Here is a 19,133-nt window from a genome sequence, read left to right as displayed (position 1 = left end):
TTCAAAATAACCCACGACTTCGGCAAACCATCGTTTAATTGCTGATACAGTTTTTTTATAGTAAATTTGAGCCTTGTCTAACCAATCAATTAGTTTTAAAGTTCCCTCTCCCAGGTTTTGACTTTCTTCAAATATTTGATGCAATTCTTCTTTTAATGAATGCATAATTCCAATTAAAGGCGAAGCTTGTTTGACTTGCTCTAATTTTTGAGTTTGCTTTTTTGATAATTTTATTTCCGATTTTATACGTTTTAACATAGGATTATCTATTAAAAAAAAGACTATTTTTTCATTTATCAGTTTCTTGATTAAATCTGTTTTTCCTTCAAATTAAAGGGAAGGGTACTCACCACAAAATGCCACAAATACTGGCGATATCCTAACACAGGAGATGATCCAACGCTGCAAGGGATAGGGAAGCCCGGGTTGTCTGCACCAGTACCGCCACTTATGTGGAGATGCGATCGCATTTAGCCAAGACAGCGCAACCACGAACCTCGCTGGGGATTCTGTGTCCTTTTATCCCTGTCTACCAGAATTGCCAATATTATGTACCCACATGTACCCCAGCACCTCTAGAAAACTGAGTATAATTTTGCCCAGTTTGAGTTAAATGTAAATTTTTGTCAAAAATAGTTAGAGCGATTACTTCAATGAATGTAAATAAATGTAAAGTAAATTGAGCAACTTCCTATCGAATTGTGTCAAACGAGGGCGAAAACGCTGCATGGGTCAGCATTTTCTGGTAAAACCACTAAAAGTTGCCCTAACTGTAACGCCAAGCCGATTGTTCCTAAGGGAAGCCAAGCCAACCTTCCCTGGAACCCTATCAATGAGAAGAGAACACGCATCAAAAGGAGCTAGAACCGCATGTTCACTCACGTCAAGTCCACCATTCGTCACATCACCCCCGATGACCCCAAGAATCGTCACGTACTGAAGGTGGTCTATGTCGTGCTAGAGCCACAATATCAAAGTGCCTTATCAGCGGCTGTCCGTTCAATTAATCAAAATCAGCCGGATATTGCCATTGAAATCAGTGGCTACTTAATCGAAGAACTCCGTGATCCGCAAAACTATGAGGCATTTGAGCAAGATATTGCCCAAGCGAATATCTTTATCGCCTCACTGATCTTTATCGAAGACTTAGCGGATAAGGTAGTCGCCGCCGTTCAACCCCATCGCGATCGCTTGGATGCGGCGGTGGTATTCCCTTCCATGCCGCAGGTGATGCGCCTGAATAAATTAGGCAGCTTCTCCATGGCACAACTGGGTCAATCCAAGAGTGCGATCGCCCAGTTCATGAAGAAGCGTAAAGAAAAGTCAGGCTCATCCTTCCAAGATGGGATGCTGAAACTATTGCAAACGCTGCCGAAAGTCCTGAAATATATGCCCATCGATAAGGCACAGGACGCCCGTAACTTTATGCTGTCGTTCCAGTATTGGCTAGGAGGTTCCTCCCAGAACCTGGAAAACTTCCTGTTAATGCTGGCAGATAAATATGTGCTTAAGGGAAAAACCCTAGAATTTAAAGACCCGGTGGTTTACCCAGACATGGGCATCTGGCATCCCCTATCGACAAAGATGTTTGAGGATGTCAAAGAGTATCTCACCTGGTATAACAATCGCGACGATATCTCCGAAGATTTAAAAGATCCCTTCGCCCCCTGTGTCGGTTTAGTTCTGCAACGTACCCACCTCGTCACCGGGGATGATGCCCATTATGTGGCAATGGTACAGGAACTAGAAGCCATGGGCGCACGAGTTCTGCCTGTGTTTGCTGGGGGACTCGATTTCTCCAAACCCGTGGATGCCTTTTTCTATGACACGCCCACGAGTAAGGGACAAGCCAATGTAACTCTAGTGGATGCGGTGGTGTCTCTGACCGGATTTGCCTTAGTCGGGGGTCCAGCGCGACAAGATCATCCCAAGGCGATCGACTCCTTAAAACGCCTCAACCGTCCCTATATGGTGGCATTACCCTTAGTCTTCCAAACCACAGAAGAGTGGGAAGGGAGTGATTTGGGACTCCACCCGATTCAGGTAGCGCTGCAAATTGCCATCCCCGAATTAGACGGCGCGATCGAACCGATTATCCTATCTGGACGAGATGGCACCACCGGGAAAGCGATCGCACTTCAGGATCGGATTGAAGCCGTGGCGAAGCGGGCGCTGAAATGGGCAAGCCTGCGCCGTAAGCCGAAACTGGATAAGAAGGTGGCGATTACCGTATTTAGTTTCCCGCCGGATAAGGGGAATGTCGGTACCGCCGCCTATCTGGATGTCTTCGGGTCAATTTATAAAGTCATGGAAGCCCTGAAGCATAACGGCTACGACGTGGAAGACTTACCCGAATCCGCCGAAGCGCTGATGCAACAAGTCATCCACGACGCCCAAGCGCAGTATGCCAGTCCCGAACTGAATATTGCCTACCGGATGTCAGTGATGGAGTATGAACGGTTTACCCCTTACTCCACCCGTTTAGAAGAAAACTGGGGTCCACCACCGGGACATTTAAATAGTGATGGACAAAACCTACTGATTTATGGTAAGCAATTTGGCAACGTGTTTATTGGCGTCCAGCCTACCTTCGGCTATGAAGGTGATCCGATGCGGTTGCTGTTCTCCCGTTCCGCCAGTCCCCATCACGGGTTTGCCGCTTACTACACCTATTTAGAACATCTCTGGCAAGCCGATGCCGTACTGCACTTTGGGACTCACGGGTCATTGGAATTTATGCCCGGTAAGCAGATGGGGATGTCGGGGGATTGTTACCCGGATAATTTAATTGGTTCGATTCCCAATCTTTACTATTACGCCGCCAATAATCCCAGTGAAGCGACGATCGCGAAACGGCGCAGTTACGCCGAAACCATTTCCTACCTGACCCCTCCGGCGGAGAATGCTGGGTTATATAAAGGGTTGAAGGAACTGAATGAATTAATTGGGTCCTATCAAACCCTGAAAGACACCGGACGCGGCGTTCCGATTGTGAACACAATTATGGATAAATGCCGCTTGGTGAATCTGGATAAAGATATCGCCTTACCGGAAAAAGACGCCAGTGAACTGACCCCAGAGGAACGGGATACCCTGGTGGGGTTAGTCTACAAAAAGCTGATGGAGATTGAGTCGCGGCTGTTACCCTGTGGGTTGCATGTAATTGGCAAACCGCCGACGGCTGAGGAAGCGATCGCGACTTTAGTGAATATTGCTAGTCTGGATCGTCCAGAGGAAGAAATCCTCAGTCTGCCGCGAATTATCGCCAATAGCCTTAACCGGGATATCGACGAGATCTATCAAAATAATGACCGAGGTGTCTTAGCGGATGTACAGTTACTCCAAGACATCACCCAAGCCACTCGTGCGTCTGTGGCGGCGTTAGTCCAAGCCCAAACCGATGCCGAGGGGCGGGTGTCCAAGGTGACGAGTCTGAATTTCTTTAATATGCGGAAGCGTACCCCTTGGATTGAAGCGCTGATTGATGCAGGGTACTGTCAGGTTGACTCGGAGGCAATTAAGCCCCTATTTGAGTATCTGGAATTCTGTCTCCAGCAAGTCGTTGCTGATAACGAACTCGGCGCGATGCTGAAAGCGTTGGAAGGGGAATATGTCCTACCTGGACCCGGCGGTGATCCCATCCGCAACCCGGATGTATTACCCACGGGGAAGAATATCCACGCCCTTGACCCCCAATCCATCCCCACCACCGCCGCCGTAAAATCAGCAAAAATTGTCGTAGACCGTTTATTGGCGCGACATCGGGCGGAAAATGGCGGAATTTGGCCCGAAACCATTGCCTGTGTCCTCTGGGGAACCGATAATATCAAAACCTACGGGGAATCCCTGGCACAAATTATGTGGATGGTTGGGGTGAAACCCGTTCCTGATGCGTTAGGGCGAGTGAATAAGTTAGAACTGATTTCTCTGGAAGAATTAGGGCGTCCCCGGGTGGATGTGGTGATTAACTGTTCTGGCGTATTCCGGGATTTGTTTATCAACCAGATGAATCTGTTAGATCAAGCCGTGAAAATGGCGGCTGAGGCGGATGAACCCCAGGAGATGAACTTTGTCCGCAAACACGCCATGCAACAGGCGGAAGATATGGGGATTAATCTGCGCCAAGCGGCGACGCGGGTGTTCTCCAATGCGTCAGGTTCCTATGCCTCGAATGTGAATCTGGCGGTGGAGAATAGCACTTGGGAAAGCGAATCCGAGTTACAGGATATGTACCTAACCCGGAAATCCTTTGCCTTTAGTGCAGATAATCCGGGAACCATGGAACAGAATCGCCAAATTTTCGAGTCGTCGTTGAAAACGGCGGAGGCGACGTTCCAGAATCTGGATTCCTCGGAGATTAGTCTGACGGATGTGTCTCACTATTTTGATTCTGATCCGACGAAGGTGGTATCAACCCTGCGTCAAGATGGTAAGACGCCTGCATCTTATATTGCTGATACGACGACAGCAAACGCCCAAGTGCGGACGTTATCGGAGACGGTGCGTTTAGATGCGCGGACGAAGCTACTCAACCCGAAATGGTATGAGGGAATGCTGAGTCACGGCTATGAGGGCGTGCGAGAACTCTCGAAGCGGTTAGTTAATACTATGGGTTGGAGTGCGACGGCTGGCGCGGTGGATAACTGGGTATACGAGGAAGCTAATGAGACGTTTATCCAGGATGAAGAAATGCGGAAGCGGTTGATGAATTTGAACCCTCATTCCTTCCGCAAGGTGGTGTCCACGTTGTTGGAAGTGAATGGACGCGGGTATTGGGAGACGAGTGAGAGTAATCTGCAAATGTTGCGGGAGTTGTATCAGGAGGTTGAGGATCGGATTGAAGGGATAGAATAGTTCGGTAGATAAAGCCCCTGTAGAGAGATTATCAGTAAAATTTCTACAGGGGTTAAAAAATCTGAAAGTCACAATCACAATGACTGCTTTAACCCTCAACCTACACTCGATAATTCAACTAACAGATGAGCAATTTTATCAACTATGTCAGGACAATGAAACGCTCAGATTTGAACGTACTGCTACAGGGGAATTAATTATCATGCCACCTGTAGGGGGAGAAACTAGCAACCGTAATGCTGGACTAACTGCTCAACTATGGATCTGGAATGAGCAAAATAAACTAGGTAAAGTTTTTGATTCTTCTGGTGGTTTTAAACTTCCTAATGGAGCGGATCGCTCTCCTGACGCTTCCTGGGTAAAATTGGAACGCTGGAATTCCCTAACTCCTGAGCAACAAAAGAGATTTCTTCCTCTTTGTCCTGATTTTGTAATTGAGTTACTTTCTCCAAGTGATAGCTTGAAAGACACTCAGGATAAAATGAAAGAATATTTAGAGAATGGTGTCCGCTTAGGTTGGTTAATTAATCGGAAATCTAGACAAGTGGAAATTTATCGCCCCGGTCAAGAGATTGAAGTGCTTGAATCTCCTTCTACCCTCTCCGGGGAAACAGTATTACCTGGATTTGTCCTGAATCTTGAGTCTATTTGGTAGTATTCAATCTTTAATTTAAGATTACTTAAAACAGAATCCTTAATCGTGGATTAGGAAGTTGTACACAATATTTATTAGACTATTTTTTATACATTCCGAGGTGATTCAAAACCCTTGTAAGGTCGAGGAGCGGATTGAATGGATTGAGAATTTGTAATCTAAAACCCCTGTTGTAGAGACGTTACGGTGGAACGTCTCTTATTTATTTAGAGTAGTAGTCGAGAAAATTAAGGAGTTCTTCCAGAGGAATCTAAATAGTCCTTATTGGCTAAATAATTTTCTATATTTTGCAATATTTCTCTTAAATAAAAAACTACTTTTCTTTTTATTTCTAACAGCTCATCAGCACTGATATCTTTACCAACGTCCTTAAATGAGTAAAAACCGTGTGCTAAACCATTTCTATTAGTTTTAATCGTCACTAAATGACTACCATTTCCAGTCTTACGAGCATTAGTTGTAGATGAGAAACCATATTCCTTAGCAATAGCCTTAATTTTTTTTGCATCAAGATTACCAGAAAAAAGTTTTTCCTTATCAAAGCTAGCAGATATTATATCAACAGATATTGATTGTATATTATCTAACAAATTATCTGTTGAATGATTATTCTTAATATTTTTTATGATAATTTTTTTAAGGTAAGGTTTCATTTCATCAAAAGAAATGCCTTCGTTACTCAGTTCATCAAAAATTACCTCAATAGCATTTCTCATTGTAGACTCTATCAAATTATATAACATTAAAAATCCAGAAGCCTTCAATGTCTTTTCTAAATCAGAATCAACTTTACGGATTTTATTCTTACCCTGAATACCAATACTTAGTTGAACCGTCTCCTGTTCCAAGTTTTTAATAAACATTAAGTATTTACTGACTTCTTTAGCACGCTCATTGAATTCTTCAAATAATCTACTTCTCATGATTTTCCTAAAAGCTGATCACGGACGTATTCAATACGATTAACAACTTTATTGTTAGAGCTACTTGCATTAGATTTAGTATATTTCTTAAATTCTTCTGAGTCTAAAAATTTTGTTGATTTGGGTACAACATCACCTTGACCTTCTCTCAACGCCAAGGCTATACCTACAGCTATAGATTCAAACTTAATGCGAGTTGTCGGTTTGTATTTATTCTTAGTTTTTATAAATACATGAAAAGCATCTGGGAAATATTTTTCTACAACATCCAACATTGAATAAAATTCATTTTTCATTTCTTGGAGTTTTTTAGTTCGCTCTTCTTTATTAGGAATTTCAAATTCTTTGTTGCATTTGATTAAGTATTCATCAAGAAAATCATGAACATTACCAGAAAAGTTATGATAGTTGTTTAGAAATGCAAAAAAACGCAAGACGTATTCTTGAGGATCACGTCTTGCGATAGATGCATCAGAAAATGAACATAAATAACGAAACCTTTGGTTTTTTGATAATTCTTCTACAAGATCCAGAAATACTCCAGGATGAATACCTCTTCGTTTTTCCATCTCATTGAGTTCGATACTACCTCTATTAATCCTTTCAAATAAATCCCGACGTACTTCCTCATCAGCTTCTTCAGTCAATTGAATCATCCGAATCGTAGAGCGTTTAAAACGTCTTTGACGCGAAAGGGGTAAATCCGCAAAGGTGAAATCGTTCAAATTGCTCAACTTTTTAAGATTACTTAGCTCCAGTTCGTTATTGATAAAGTTGGCTAAAGTCCGAATTCTTTGGGTTCCATCTATAATTTCTAAACGTGCATCTTCCTTATCATCTTCAGCAGAACTATCAGCAACAAAAATATAAGGAATAGGTAAACCTAAAAGTACAGATTCAATAAATTTCGACTGATGATCAGGAGGCCACGCCATTTCTCGTTGATAATCTGGAATAAATAATTCGTTAATATTATCATCTATTCCCTCTAAATATTTTTGGACAAGAATTTCAATGGGATATTCGATTGTATTATAATCAACAGTTTTTCTTTTTTCGCGAATTTCAGTTTCTGCTAATTTTTTCCTTTCGTCTGTAATTTCTATTTTCTTAGACATATATAATTTTGCTTAAAGGACAGCAATAGGGCAAGTAAGAATACTTAGGGCTGATTAATTAGCCTAAGCGCGACGCTGTTGCAATTTCTCTTGCAGCCCAATTATAACGGTTTCTGCGTCTAACAATTCGCCTCGTTCAGCCTCTTCAACTCCAACCATAATCTCGCGGCGTAATTCCTCAAATCGTCCTTGATAAAGATTTTCTCGTTCCTGTAGCAGCTTAATACCAGCCAAGAAGACTTCATCAGTAGAGGCATACTTGCCGCTAGCAACCTGATTGTTGATAAACTGTTCCAGTTCTGGTGGCAATGTAATTGGCATACTAAAATCAGCTTTGGATTAACCTGCTGCTATTCTAACGCGATCACATCTATACTTTCCCGAAGTGCGATCGCGCTTGCCGTTTCAGTGTATGCGATCTTTCCAGGTTCGACAGTAGGGGCGCAAGGCTTGCGCCCTTTCTCGTGTGTCCATGATATCAGTCGCCTATTTTCTGATCCCCGTAATAGATACCAAAATGTTCAGATAATATTTCATTCCACTTAATCTTATGATCAATTTGAAGCTCACAATCTGATTCTATCAATATGGAATATTTATTGATAAAATTATCTAGTGAACTTATTAATCTTAAATAATACTTCAAGGTAGGTATGGTTCCGTTAATAATTATTTGGCAGCCATGATTTTTATCTATTCCACTAATTTCTATGTCAATTAATTCAGTATCTGAATTCTCAATATCAGATGATGATACAGTATCTTTGTGGGTGGTATTTCACTATCTTTTCTTTAACTATACGAATTATTTGAATATCAATTTTCTTGCCTTGTTTAATTTCAACAGCTTCAAATAACTTATTGTTTTCATCAAATACTTCAATATCACCTGCACTTCTAGACGTTAGATCGGAAGCTGTATGACTAGCTAACTTTTTTAAGGTACATAATTTATATCGTTCAACTTCTTCAATCAAAATTTGGTAAATAGCATAGAACGCAAGAACTGGAAGTTTAGATGCTCCATGAGTTTTATAATTAAAATTAAAATGCTCTTCTAAACTATTTACTATAAGTTTAATATTAAGCCTTGCATTATTTTCTATTTTAGTAATCTCAATTTTAGTGAAATTTGTATTTTGGATAACTTGCCATAAAAGTATTCTCAATACTAATTCTGCTTTGTCAGAATTTTTTTGAACCCAATCTATAAGATTCAGAAATGCTTCTTTAACTGATTTATTACCGATTTTTCCAGGGTAGTCAAGAGTATAAGGTTTAGGTTGTTCAAGGGAACGGGTTAACCAGCCACTTTCAGCCATTGCAGGAAGCCCTAACTCTTGTAAAGTAGGAGTAATATACTGTTTATCTATATTTCTACCTGAAAAACCTCCTATTTGGGCTTGATGAAATCTAATATCTTGGTCCGGGTTAAGAGTTTTATGTACTAACAAAGTTATTAAGACTGTATAAACTCCTTTTAATCGAGTACAGTTGTTGGCAATCTTGGAAATAAAGTCTTTGTAAGTATCTGGTATTTCACTTTTAATATCTTCAGCATTGGTAGCTTGTTTATAAACCTGTAATAATTTTTCTTTGTGATTCATAACCGTAATCCTGGTATTTGTAATTGAATAAACTTTTCTTCCTTTTCAGCTATAAAATTATGATCATTCTCTTCTTCCTGACTACCAAGAAATATTTGTTCTTTTAATTGATGAGCAATTTCAGAAACCATAGGAATGCAAACCGAGTTTCCCACTTGCTTGTAACATTCTCCTAAATTTCCGTGGAGTTTAAAATTTTCTGGAAATCCCATAATCCTATAACATTCTTTAATCGTCAATTTGCGAACGGCATTTTCTTCAGGAAGATAAATAAAGAATCGCCCCGATGTCTCTTGAGAAGGTATTGTAGGATGTATGCCTTCTACTGAATAAATTCTATTGGGTTGATGGTGAACCCTAGATAAATGATGAGTATTAGGTCTAACTCCTTTTTTCCAAATACTCTTATTATTCCGATATCCTACGAAAATTAATCCAGATTGCTGTTGTTTGGGTTGATCTATTAAGGTATAGCTGTCCGGCTCTAAATATTCAAAATTATCAGAATCGGATAGAAAATTTCTTAATTTTGCTCTAGAATTTATTGTTTTCAATTTATTAAAATTAAATTCTTTGTTCTTGGTAGCAACAATAATTATTCTTTCCCGGTTTTGGGGGATTCCAAAATCTTTAGAATTCAGCAGGCTATAATTGACTTTATATCCCAAATCTTCTAAAGAGTACAAAATCACCTTTAGCGTTCTACCTTTATCTTGATGCATTAAATGTTTTACATTTTCCAGGAGAATAACCGAAGGTTTTTTGGCTGCGATTATTTCGCAAATGCGAAAAAATAATGTACCTCGTGTATCCTGAAAACCTCTTCTTTTACCACATATACTAAAAGGCTGACAAGGGAATCCCGCCGTTAAAACATCAAACTCAGGAATACTATTAACGTCTATTTTTGTAATGTCACCTGCGGGTTTATCTGAAAAGTTATTAAAATATACTTCCTGACACTTGGGATCGATTTCACAAGAATATACGCATTCATAGCCCGTTCTTTCAAAGGCAATTCTAAATCCACCAATTCCAGCAAATAAATCAATAAATTTAATTTTTTCCATCCCTGTTTTTCAGCAAGTTTGATTCTCTATTATAAAACATGGTTGCACGTTCACGAAGCCCCAACAGGCAGCAAAGAAAATTATCCAGTCAATACGGCTCGGTTAAGACATCTAAAATCAGCTTCAGATTAATTAACCGACTGCTATTCTAACGCGATCGCGCTTACTTTCAGTGGATGCGATCTTTCCCTGTTCGACGGTAGGGGCGCACCGACGTGCGCCCTTTATTATTGTCGTGCATCCTATATTTAACCAACTATAAAATAACAGCAATACTCACCCCACAAAAATCTAGCGTTGGCGAAGCCTGTTCCGAAGGAACGTATCGCACAATGCCTTTGAGCGGTATGCTAGGTTTGCCGCTTTCTTGCTAGACTCAGATCAGCTAGGCTATACTTGTACAATTAAGCCGACAGCTTTTAGGAATGAAAGTCGTAACGTTTACTGAAGCTAGAAATAAACTGAAAGCCATTTTGGATCGGGTGGTTAATGATGCTGACTATACTATAATTACCAGACGGGATGCTGATGATGCCGTCGTTATGTCCCTTGAGTATTTCAATAGTTTGCTCGAAACCGTTCATTTGTTAAAGTCTCCAGCCAATGCAGCCCACTTAGAACGCTCCATTGCCCAATACAAACAAGGACAGGTAACAGAAAAACATCTAGTAGATGAGTAATCGGAAGTTAGCCTGGACTGATGAAGCTTGGGAGGACTATCTTTATTGGCAAAATCAGGATAAGAAGACTCTTAAGAGGATTAATAAACTGATCAAGGCAACTAAAACTCTTCCCTTTGAGGGGATTGGCAAACCTGAACCTTTGAAAGAAAATTTATCGGAATTTTGGTCACGTCGTATTGATGATACGAATCGTCTTGTCTACGCGGTAGATGATAATTATCTAACGATTATTTCTTGTCGCTATCATTATTAAGACAGTAGGGGCGCACCGACGTGCGCCCTTTATTATTGTCATGCATCCTATATTTAACCAGCTATAAAATCACAGCAACACTCACCCCACAAAAAACTCGCGTTGGCGAAGCCTGTTCCGAAGGAACGTATCGCACTCTACTGGACTGACACAGCTAAAATTGTGGAATAAATTTGGCGTTTAAACCGGGCGCACGCCATGCGCCCCTACAATGCTAATCCACAAATTAAGGTGTGCCACGCCACTACCCAATCAACAAGCGGTTGCGATCGCACAATGCTTTATCCTCTTAGTAATGTGGGTACTAAGCTGTTCGGCATTTAAACCTTAATGTCAATAATGACGAAAGCCTTGTAGTGCGAGCATCTTGCTCGCTACTAATACCCAATTTAAATGCATGACAGCTTAGCTATCCTGCACAGCCGTTGAGGTATCAGCTTGAGGCGGCAGATAATAACTGGCAATAATCGCCACCATCAACCACCATACTGTACTCACCTGAGGACGATACCAAACTGTGTCTACTAAACCATGAGACAACATTCCCACTATGGTAGCGATCGCGGCAATTAACCAAAAGCCTTGAGGATTCCGCAGGGCGCGGAGTCGGTTAATTTGTTGTACACCACGATTCACCGTAACCACAAGTAACCAGAGAAAGCAAAACAAGCCAATAAAACCCGTTTCAACTGCCACTTCCAAAAAGATAGAATAGGCACTCAACGCGGTATATTTAGGACGTTGGTACAAGGGATAGATCTTATTAAACGCATTGTTTCCCGGACCAATACCAATAATCGGGCGATCGCGAATCATATCAATCACCGCCGCCCATACATTCATGCGGAAGTTATTACTACTATCTTCCCGCCCCGCAAAAATACTTGCCACTCGCACTCGTACCGGTTCAACAAATAGCACCGCCAGAATAATTACCGCCGCACAACTCCCCAGCATCGCAGGCATTGCCCAAGGACGCCATTTTTCTGGTAATTGGATACTATACCAATACACGACCAGAACTGAGAAGACAAACAGACAGGCGACAAAACCAATCCAGCCGCCGCGACTAAACGTAAGAACCAGACAAGCGGAATTCACCACAAACATGGTTAAAGCTAACGCTTTTGGAAGCCATCTCGTCCAAGCAAACATCGCCGCTAAACTCAACGCCACAGCCGGAATCAAATAACCCGCTAATAGATTCGGATTCCCCAAATAGCTATAAACCCGCGTCAAATCCGCCGCCGCTGAATTAGTATCAGTCCAGGTTGCCAACGCTTCTGCGCCAAAAAACCACTGTCGTATCCCGTAAACGCTAACAATTAACGAGGTATGCAGGAAAACGCCGATTACCCAAGAACGCAGACGGGTTGATCTGAGTACCCGTGCCATTAGCGCAAAGAGTAATAAGTATAGCGTCAGTTTCACCAAACCCTGACGGGCTGCCACTTTCACCGGAGACATGGCTGTGGCAACAGTGGCAACTGACCAATACAGTAATACCAACAGATGAATCGGTGTCACCTGGGGGCGTTCTCTCTCATCTGAGACAGTCAGCAGTAGCCAAAACCCCGCACAAGCAATTAACAACACGCCGATGAGTGCAGTAGAGACAAAGGGCGCAACCGCAAACACAATCGCCACAAGCAACGCGCCCAAGGGTTCCGCCCACTGAAGCAGCCAACTCCCCCGCCGCCAAGCTTGCAGCAATCCCACGACGCGATATAAATAGCTAGCGCCGCGCCACTGATAGAAACGTAAATTGGATAGAGTAACCTGTTGCCACACTGAATTCATAGAGTCGTGATCGGTTTATTATTTACGATGTATGTCAAACATTATTCAATCAGCTTACTTCAGAGGAAGTGAATCGACTTCAGGATAAGGTTTGGTAAGAGGCGGTGAAGCCCTGGAATGGTGCAAGATTTCAGGAGATATCGCATCTGAACATAGGGGCGCATAGACATGCGCCCTAATTAATGACGCGGCTACGAACATACGACGAAACAATTGTTTATCTTGCAAAACTCGCCCTTCCTCGCCACCGGGACAGGTTAATAGGGTATTAATCAGCGTTAGATATGCTGTATAGCGTTGTTCATTCATGAGGCAATCAGAGGACAGAAACCAGGATATTCTAAATGTTTATGGTATAGCAAAAGACTGATTGAATCGGACACGGCAATGTTACCTACCACAGCTTAGGGATAATTGATTCGGTAGGGGCACGATACTATCGTGCCCTAATCTCATCTAATATCTGACTCGTTCTAACAGCAGCGCCTGGGTATCTTGTAACTCAAACGATCGCAGATCACTCACCTCCAATCCCGGAGACGCGATCGCAATCTGCCATTTCTCCAGTTTGTAGTAAGCGCTTTAGCGCTTGAGGCACTAAAGTGCCTACTACGAACGAATATTTCCCTTAATTCACTCGTTCTAACAGTAACGCTTGGGTGTCTCGCAACTCAAACGATCGCAAATCACTCACCTCCAATCCCGGAGACGCGATCGCAATCTGCCATTCGTCTAAATCCAGTTGTAGCCAGTCTCCCAGCGTCACCGTAACTGGATCACCACCCATGTGAGACACCATCGCCATCTGATACGGCGTTTCACTCGCCCCCTCCTCTGTAGGTTGATTCCGCAAGCCATAGAAAAGGGTGTAGTTATCCTCGCTAATTCGATTAAACCGATCCAATCCCGATAAATTATGGCGCAACCAAGGATGATCATGACGGAAACGACGCAAGGTTAAATTAAACGCCGCTAATTCTGGTACCAAATAGTCCTCATAATTCCACACATTACAAGCTTGGTGCATATCTTCCATAAACGCCCTAGCAAATACCTTCAGTTTCCCGACATCTAACTCCGTCAACACCTGGGATTTTTCCGGTACATTCAGCTTCTGTAATTGTGCGGCTGATTTCCGCTTCGTTGCTTCCTGTTTAACTTCCTCTTTTTCTGACTCCGCCCCCAAATAACGCTGACATAAACTTGCCACTTCTTCTAAATCGTAATTCGTTTCTTCAATGGCGTCATAGAGTCCGCGCATAAACTGACGTAATTCATCAATTTTGCGGAATCCCATTTGCTTCAGCCGGGGGAAAATATTGTCTTGGTCATTATAAACATACTTTTCCACCTGCCAATCTAAAAATCCTGCTTCTTCCGCCGCCACTTTTACCCCATAGCGATCATCAGTATTGCGGAAAAAGCCCCAAGCGGCTTCCATGGTGCAGTTAATGAAGTCCATCGGTAAACCGGGACTAAACCCATACACCCATAGCGTTACGGCAGGATTATTATACGCCGTATTCAACACTTCCGGTAAACTTTTCCCCAAATTCCAATTAATTGGTAATCCGGGTTCGACTTGCGTTCCTCGGCGTAACGTATCATGGTTTCCACACCCAGTAATCCAGTTTTCGCCAACCTGCATCACCTCACAAACCCGACGCCATTTCTTATCCCAAAACTTCTGCAAACCGGGGGTATTATGGGCAAAGATTAAGGGACCCCACTGAAACGCATCAGGCATAAATTCAACAATATCTCGATAGGTGGAAATCTCTTCCCACCCTTGGGCGGGCCACGGGCGTCCATCCTCAAAAATAGCAAAGAGTCGCCGCTGGTGTGACCCAATGTCTTGCACCACTGCGCCCATATCGTTCAGGTAGGCGTCATCATATTCCACCCGCCCGGATAGGGGGTTAAAAAACTTGAAATCCTGGGCACCATCCACGCGAATCCCATCAACGCCAAAATTATTTTTCCGCCGCTGCATTTCTAATAAGATAGCCCGGACAACGGGATTTTGATGGTTCACATCTTGACCGTACATATTCGGTCCTTTCAGGAATCGCCCATTCAGAACGTCTAAAGCTTGGTTATCTGCATGACCATACACAATATCAAAGATGACTTGGATTGGACCCGTGGGGAAAGTATGAAGTGTACTAATAAACTCCACTAATTCATCCGGACGTAGAGTTTCCAGGACGGAGGGATTGGTCGCTGAAGACCCAAAAATAACGATATCATAACCCCAGTTTTGGATATCTGGTTTTTTCAGAGTGATTTTAATATCCTCGGTTTCGTAATCTACCTGTTCGGTTTCCGGGTCAATTTCATCTAGGTCATCTTCATTGAAGATAAAAAACCCTTGCCCCAAATCATGTTCCATCCGATATTCTACTGTGGGTTCAATGGGGAGAAGTTGCACCGCATCATAGCCGATGTAACATTGTTCGGCTGGGGTTAAAGCGTCATTGGCGTTGATTTTTTCTGCAATCCGTTGATAGATTCGGGTTAATCCTGCCAGTGTCCCTTCTTTAGCGGCGGTGGTGATATGAATCTGTAAGATATTACGCGGTGGATGAACGCGAATAATCCCGGATTCATCGGCGTCCCCTTGACCTAAATACTCCAAGTCGCTGCGTTTTTCTTGCAACTGATTTAGGTCATAGAGTTCGGCGGGGGCGTAGACACCGTAAGGTAAGGAATAGGCTAAAACATCGCTAATGGTTTGAATTTCATTCTGAAAATCTAAGTATTTTAGCCAATAGAAGGAACCCATCTGGTCTTTGGTTCCCGGACGCATTCCGGAAACGACGCCCCAGAAATATTCGCCTTGTTTTTCCAGTTGCAGGTGTTCCCGATGAACTTTGACTTTTTGGTTAGGTAAGGTGGGGTCAATTTCGTTCAGGGGGGTGAGAACTTCCAGATAAATGTTCTTGGGTTGGAACATATCTGCCCCTAATTCCGGTGCCCAGAAGCCTATTTCTGTGAGTCCATCGGCACGGTAATGGGCACCGAGGCGGGTGGCTAATGTTTTGGCTTTGTGGAATATTGTGTCGTCGGATTGTTGAACGCTATCTGCCCAATCGAGGAGTTTTTGGGTTTCGTCGGTGATTAAGGTGATGGGTATTCTTTTTGTTGCGGTTTTTGTCATGTTTCCCTGGTAATTAATTAACAAAATATTCTTTTTTTGTCCGGTAAGCGGTGGCAGAATTTTTCAACGCAGAGGGACGCAGAGGTTCGCGCAGAGGGACGCAGAGGGTTTTGGCGTAGGGGCGCATAGCTGTGCGCCCACCGTTCACTTAAACCCTTACAAAGGACAAATGACTAATGACTAATGACTCTCTCCAACTACTTATTCCGATCTAATTTCAGAACCAAAACGCCCAAGGGTGGCAAGCACAAGTCAATATAATAAGACCAGCGAGGATGAGACCATTCCCCTGTCCAGCGACCCCCCATATTCCCCATATTGCTACCGCCGTAATCCCCAGCATCGCTGTTCAAGACTTCAGCATAGAAACCGGGTTCGGGGACGCCTACCCAATAGTCGGGATGAGGTTGAGGGGTAAAGTTACAGACGGTGACAATAAAGTCATCCGAGTCTTTTGCTTTGCGAATAAACGAGACGACACTATTGTCAGCATCGTTACAGTCAATCCACTCAAACCCTTCATGAGAAAAGTCTTGGCTATAGAGGGCGGGTTCACTTTGGTAAAGGTGATTCAAATCCGCCATAAACCGCTTCAGTTGTTGGTGGGGTGCATGTTGCAACGCGCCCCAATCTAAGTCTGCCCAAGCATTCCACTCATTCCGTTGTCCGAATTCCATGCCCATAAATAGGGTTTTCTTACCGGGATGGGTGTACATGTAGGCATATAAGCAGCGGAGATTGGCAAATTTCTGCCAGTCATCTCCCGGCATTTTACTCAGCAGGTTGCCTTTTCCATGGACGACTTCATCATGGGATAGCGCCAGCATGAAGTTTTCACTGAAGGCGTACATGATGCTGAAGGTGACATTATTTTGGTGGTAGGGACGATACAGGGGATCTTTGGCAAAATAGTCCAGCATATCGTGCATCCAGCCCATGTTCCACTTGAAGCTGAAGCCTAAGCCACCCAGGTAAGTGGGACGAGAGACGAGGGGCCAAGCGGTGGATTCTTCAGCAATGGAGAGGATGCCGGGATAATAGCCGAATATCTGATAATTCAGATAGCGCAAAAAGTCGGCGGCTTCTAAGTTTTCGTTACCCCCGTACTGATTCGGTACCCATTCCCCATCTTTGCGATCGTAGTCCAGATATAACATGGACGCTACAGCATCTACGCGAATCCCGTCAATATGATAGCGGTCAAACCAAAATAGGGCGTTGGCTATCAGAAAGTTGCGAACTTCATTCCGGGCATAGTTGAAGACTAAGGTTCCCCATTCCTTATGTTCCCCTTTGCGAGGATCAGCATGTTCGTAAAGATGCGTACCATCAAAGAAAGCTAATCCGTGAGTGTCTTTGGGAAAATGACCCGGAACCCAATCCACAATCACGCCAATATCATTTTGGTGACATTGGTCGATGAAGTACATCAAGTCTTGAGGCGTCCCATACCGGGAGGTGCAGGTGTAGTATCCCGCCACCTGATACCCCCAAGACCCATCATAAGGGTGTTCGGCAACGGGGAGGAGTTCAACGTGGGTGAAGCCCAGTTCTTTGACATAAGGAATCAGGCGTTCGGCTAATTCCCGATAGGTGAGAAAGCGTCCCTCCGGTTTCTGGGAGACTTTCACCACGGGGCGAGTTTCGCCATCCGGCAATTCGGGCGGAGTCTCGGCACTTTCATGCAACCATGAACCCAAGTGAACCTCGTAAACAGAAATGGGTTGTTCTTGGGGATCACTATGGCGACGGCGTTCTAGCCAGTCTTCGTCGTGCCAAGTGTAGTCTAAGCTATTGACAATTGACGCGGTTTGGGGTCTAATTTCTTGCTCAAAGCCGTAGGGGTCGGACTTGTGATAGATATGTCCGACGTGGTTTTTCACTTCGTACTTATAGTGTTCTCCGATGCCAATTTCCGGGATAAACAGTTGCCAAATCCCGTTCCCCAGTTGGCGCATCTGATGTTCGCGTCCATCCCAGTTATTGAAATCACCGATAACGGAGACATTGCGGGCGTTCGGTGCCCATACTGCAAAGTGAACCCCTTGGACGCCATTAAATTCAGTGGGGTGAGCGCCCAATTTTTCGTAAATGCGATGATGATTTCCTTCGGCAAATAGGTGAATATCAAAATCCGTCAAACGCGGAGAGCGAAAGGCGTAGGGGTCATAGATGACCCGTTCATGCTCGCCTTCTTTAATCCGCAGTTGATAGTTGGCTAACTCGGGTATATCAATCTCACATTCAAATAAATGAGGATGACTGACAGCCTGCATCGGGTATTCTTCCCGTTCGGTGGGGCGAATCACCCAAGCGGCGTCGGCTTTCGGCAGGTAAGCCCGCACAACCCAGCTTGTTTTACCCTCCCGTTCAACGGGATGAGACCCAAGAATTTCAAAGGGATCATGGTGTCGATTACTCACAATCCGATCGATTTGATCTGGGGAGATGGTTATTGTCATGGCGTTACCTTGTTTAACTTCCCAGACTTAATAGTAATCAAGATTTCTCCAGTGGCACAATTTGGTGTTTGTGTAGGGGCGGGTTTCACCACTACTGTTTCGGTTTCACAAAAGATGCGACTAAACCCGCCCTGACCTGTGTAGGGGCGGGTTTCACTACTATCGTTTTAGTTTTACCCAGATGTGATTAAACCCGCCCTGACTGAAGGTGAAGGGCGACCCGAGTCAATTGAGTGGACACAGATTAGTGCAAGCAGGTATCCGTGTCAACTTAAGCCAAAACCCTTACCCATTCTGGTTTACAGCTTTTCAAGGGAAGCATAGCCTCAACCGAGACATTTCCTGATCGAACTTGGTAACGAAAGAATCGGCATTGACCATTCTGGATATTCGCGATCGCGCGGCTTTTAACCCGCATTTCTCACGAAAGGCGCGATTGCGAATAGCAGAAACCTTACCAGACAAGGATTTAAGCCCATTTATTCACCCCCAGTTGCACAGAACAGTGTGTTGCGCCTTCAAGCCTCTGAATAATCATTTTTCTCAAC

The 19,133-nt window shown here is 43.5% G+C and carries 15 protein-coding genes and 1 pseudogene; 5 read left to right on the top strand and 11 right to left on the bottom strand.

The genetic code is table 11. The features are described from left to right. Positions 1-246, bottom strand: a pseudogene (locus RIG66_RS08145) (transposase); the annotation flags it as partial. A 624-nt stretch (positions 247-870) separates the two neighbouring features. On the opposite strand from RIG66_RS08145, the gene RIG66_RS08140 reads away from it, so the two are divergent. Next, positions 871-4,854: a magnesium chelatase subunit H gene (locus RIG66_RS08140; RefSeq protein WP_446376927.1), complete on the top strand. Its 3,984-nt coding sequence runs from the start codon at positions 871-873 to the stop codon at positions 4,852-4,854. A gap of 79 nt (positions 4,855-4,933) precedes the next feature. Beyond that, a complete protein-coding gene (locus RIG66_RS08135) occupies positions 4,934-5,509 on the top strand; it encodes a Uma2 family endonuclease (protein ID WP_446376925.1) in 576 nt (191 codons plus the stop codon). 227 nt (positions 5,510-5,736) lie between these two features. Here RIG66_RS08135 and RIG66_RS08130 read toward each other — a convergent pair whose 3' ends face one another. The 5 genes from RIG66_RS08130 to RIG66_RS08110 form a co-directional block, all read right to left on the bottom strand. Further along, positions 5,737-6,432 (bottom strand): MAE_28990/MAE_18760 family HEPN-like nuclease, encoded by a 696-nt coding sequence (locus RIG66_RS08130; RefSeq protein WP_446376923.1) that lies wholly within the window; start codon positions 6,430-6,432, stop codon positions 5,737-5,739. Next, the gene (locus RIG66_RS08125) at positions 6,429-7,550 is read right to left on the bottom strand and encodes a DUF262 domain-containing protein (RefSeq protein WP_446376921.1); all 1,122 of its coding nucleotides are present in this window, start codon (positions 7,548-7,550) and stop codon (positions 6,429-6,431) included. Before RIG66_RS08125 ends, RIG66_RS08130 begins: the two co-directional genes overlap by 4 nt. Positions 7,551-7,613: 63 nt before the next feature. Next, positions 7,614-7,871, bottom strand: coding sequence for a type II toxin-antitoxin system ParD family antitoxin (locus RIG66_RS08120; protein ID WP_446338456.1), 258 nt, complete (start codon positions 7,869-7,871; stop codon positions 7,614-7,616). A 422-nt stretch (positions 7,872-8,293) separates the two neighbouring features. Continuing rightward, entirely contained in the window at positions 8,294-9,157 is an 864-nt protein-coding gene (locus tag RIG66_RS08115) for a hypothetical protein (protein ID WP_446376919.1), read from the bottom strand. Then, positions 9,154-10,227: a DNA cytosine methyltransferase gene (locus RIG66_RS08110; protein ID WP_446376917.1), complete on the bottom strand. Its 1,074-nt coding sequence runs from the start codon at positions 10,225-10,227 to the stop codon at positions 9,154-9,156. The genes RIG66_RS08115 and RIG66_RS08110 overlap by 4 nt, the downstream gene beginning before the upstream one ends. A gap of 425 nt (positions 10,228-10,652) precedes the next feature. Between RIG66_RS08110 and RIG66_RS08105 the strand changes: the two genes are divergently transcribed. Next, complete coding sequence (locus tag RIG66_RS08105) at positions 10,653-10,907, top strand: type II toxin-antitoxin system Phd/YefM family antitoxin (protein ID WP_446376915.1); 255 nt, start codon at positions 10,653-10,655, stop codon at positions 10,905-10,907. Continuing rightward, on the top strand, positions 10,900-11,163 hold the full coding sequence (locus tag RIG66_RS08100) for a Txe/YoeB family addiction module toxin (RefSeq protein WP_446376913.1): 264 nt from the start codon (positions 10,900-10,902) through the stop codon (positions 11,161-11,163). Before RIG66_RS08105 ends, RIG66_RS08100 begins: the two co-directional genes overlap by 8 nt. 405 nt (positions 11,164-11,568) lie before the next feature. Here the strand turns inward: RIG66_RS08100 and RIG66_RS08095 are convergent, their stop codons facing one another. The 5 genes from RIG66_RS08095 to glgB all read right to left on the bottom strand — a co-directional run bounded on the left by RIG66_RS08095 (position 11,569) and on the right by glgB (position 18,585). After that, positions 11,569-12,963, bottom strand: coding sequence for an IctB family putative bicarbonate transporter (locus RIG66_RS08095; protein WP_446376911.1), 1,395 nt, complete (start codon positions 12,961-12,963; stop codon positions 11,569-11,571). Between the two features lie 54 nt (positions 12,964-13,017). After that, entirely contained in the window at positions 13,018-13,272 is a 255-nt protein-coding gene (locus RIG66_RS08090) for a hypothetical protein (protein ID WP_446376909.1), read from the bottom strand. A 147-nt stretch (positions 13,273-13,419) separates the two neighbouring features. Further along, positions 13,420-13,488: a hypothetical protein gene (locus RIG66_RS08085; protein ID WP_446376929.1), complete on the bottom strand. Its 69-nt coding sequence runs from the start codon at positions 13,486-13,488 to the stop codon at positions 13,420-13,422. A 103-nt stretch (positions 13,489-13,591) separates the two neighbouring features. After that, entirely contained in the window at positions 13,592-16,123 is a 2,532-nt protein-coding gene (gene gghA, locus RIG66_RS08080; RefSeq protein WP_446376907.1) for a glucosylglycerol hydrolase, read from the bottom strand. A 197-nt stretch (positions 16,124-16,320) separates the two neighbouring features. Then, on the bottom strand, positions 16,321-18,585 hold the full coding sequence (gene glgB / locus RIG66_RS08075) for a 1,4-alpha-glucan branching protein GlgB (protein WP_446376905.1): 2,265 nt from the start codon (positions 18,583-18,585) through the stop codon (positions 16,321-16,323). Positions 18,586-18,937: 352 nt separating this feature from the next. Between glgB and RIG66_RS08070 the strand changes: the two genes are divergently transcribed. Then, on the top strand, positions 18,938-19,133 hold a 196-nt coding region (locus RIG66_RS08070; RefSeq protein ID WP_446376903.1), incomplete at its 3' end, for a hypothetical protein.

It is taken from the genome of Coleofasciculus sp. E2-BRE-01 (assembly GCF_040221695.1).
Taxonomy (GTDB): Bacteria; Cyanobacteriota; Cyanobacteriia; order Cyanobacteriales; family Coleofasciculaceae; genus Coleofasciculus.
This window is presented reverse-complemented; position numbering and strand designations above follow the sequence as displayed.

Excerpts from the sequence above, each read along its gene's own strand:
- RIG66_RS08140 (WP_446376927.1), top strand. The coding sequence starts at position 871 with ATGTTCACTCACGTCAAGTCCACCATTCGTCACATCACCCCCGATGAC.
- RIG66_RS08135 (WP_446376925.1), top strand. The coding sequence starts at position 4,934 with ATGACTGCTTTAACCCTCAACCTACACTCGATAATTCAACTAACAGAT.
- RIG66_RS08130 (WP_446376923.1), bottom strand. The coding sequence starts at position 6,432 with ATGAGAAGTAGATTATTTGAAGAATTCAATGAGCGTGCTAAAGAAGTC.
- RIG66_RS08125 (WP_446376921.1), bottom strand. The coding sequence starts at position 7,550 with ATGTCTAAGAAAATAGAAATTACAGACGAAAGGAAAAAATTAGCAGAA.
- RIG66_RS08120 (WP_446338456.1), bottom strand. The coding sequence starts at position 7,871 with ATGCCAATTACATTGCCACCAGAACTGGAACAGTTTATCAACAATCAG.
- RIG66_RS08115 (WP_446376919.1), bottom strand. The coding sequence starts at position 9,157 with ATGAATCACAAAGAAAAATTATTACAGGTTTATAAACAAGCTACCAAT.
- RIG66_RS08110 (WP_446376917.1), bottom strand. The coding sequence starts at position 10,227 with ATGGAAAAAATTAAATTTATTGATTTATTTGCTGGAATTGGTGGATTT.
- RIG66_RS08105 (WP_446376915.1), top strand. The coding sequence starts at position 10,653 with ATGAAAGTCGTAACGTTTACTGAAGCTAGAAATAAACTGAAAGCCATT.
- RIG66_RS08100 (WP_446376913.1), top strand. The coding sequence starts at position 10,900 with ATGAGTAATCGGAAGTTAGCCTGGACTGATGAAGCTTGGGAGGACTAT.
- RIG66_RS08095 (WP_446376911.1), bottom strand. The coding sequence starts at position 12,963 with ATGAATTCAGTGTGGCAACAGGTTACTCTATCCAATTTACGTTTCTAT.
- RIG66_RS08090 (WP_446376909.1), bottom strand. The coding sequence starts at position 13,272 with ATGAATGAACAACGCTATACAGCATATCTAACGCTGATTAATACCCTA.
- gghA (WP_446376907.1), bottom strand. The coding sequence starts at position 16,123 with ATGACAAAAACCGCAACAAAAAGAATACCCATCACCTTAATCACCGAC.
- glgB (WP_446376905.1), bottom strand. The coding sequence starts at position 18,585 with ATGACAATAACCATCTCCCCAGATCAAATCGATCGGATTGTGAGTAAT.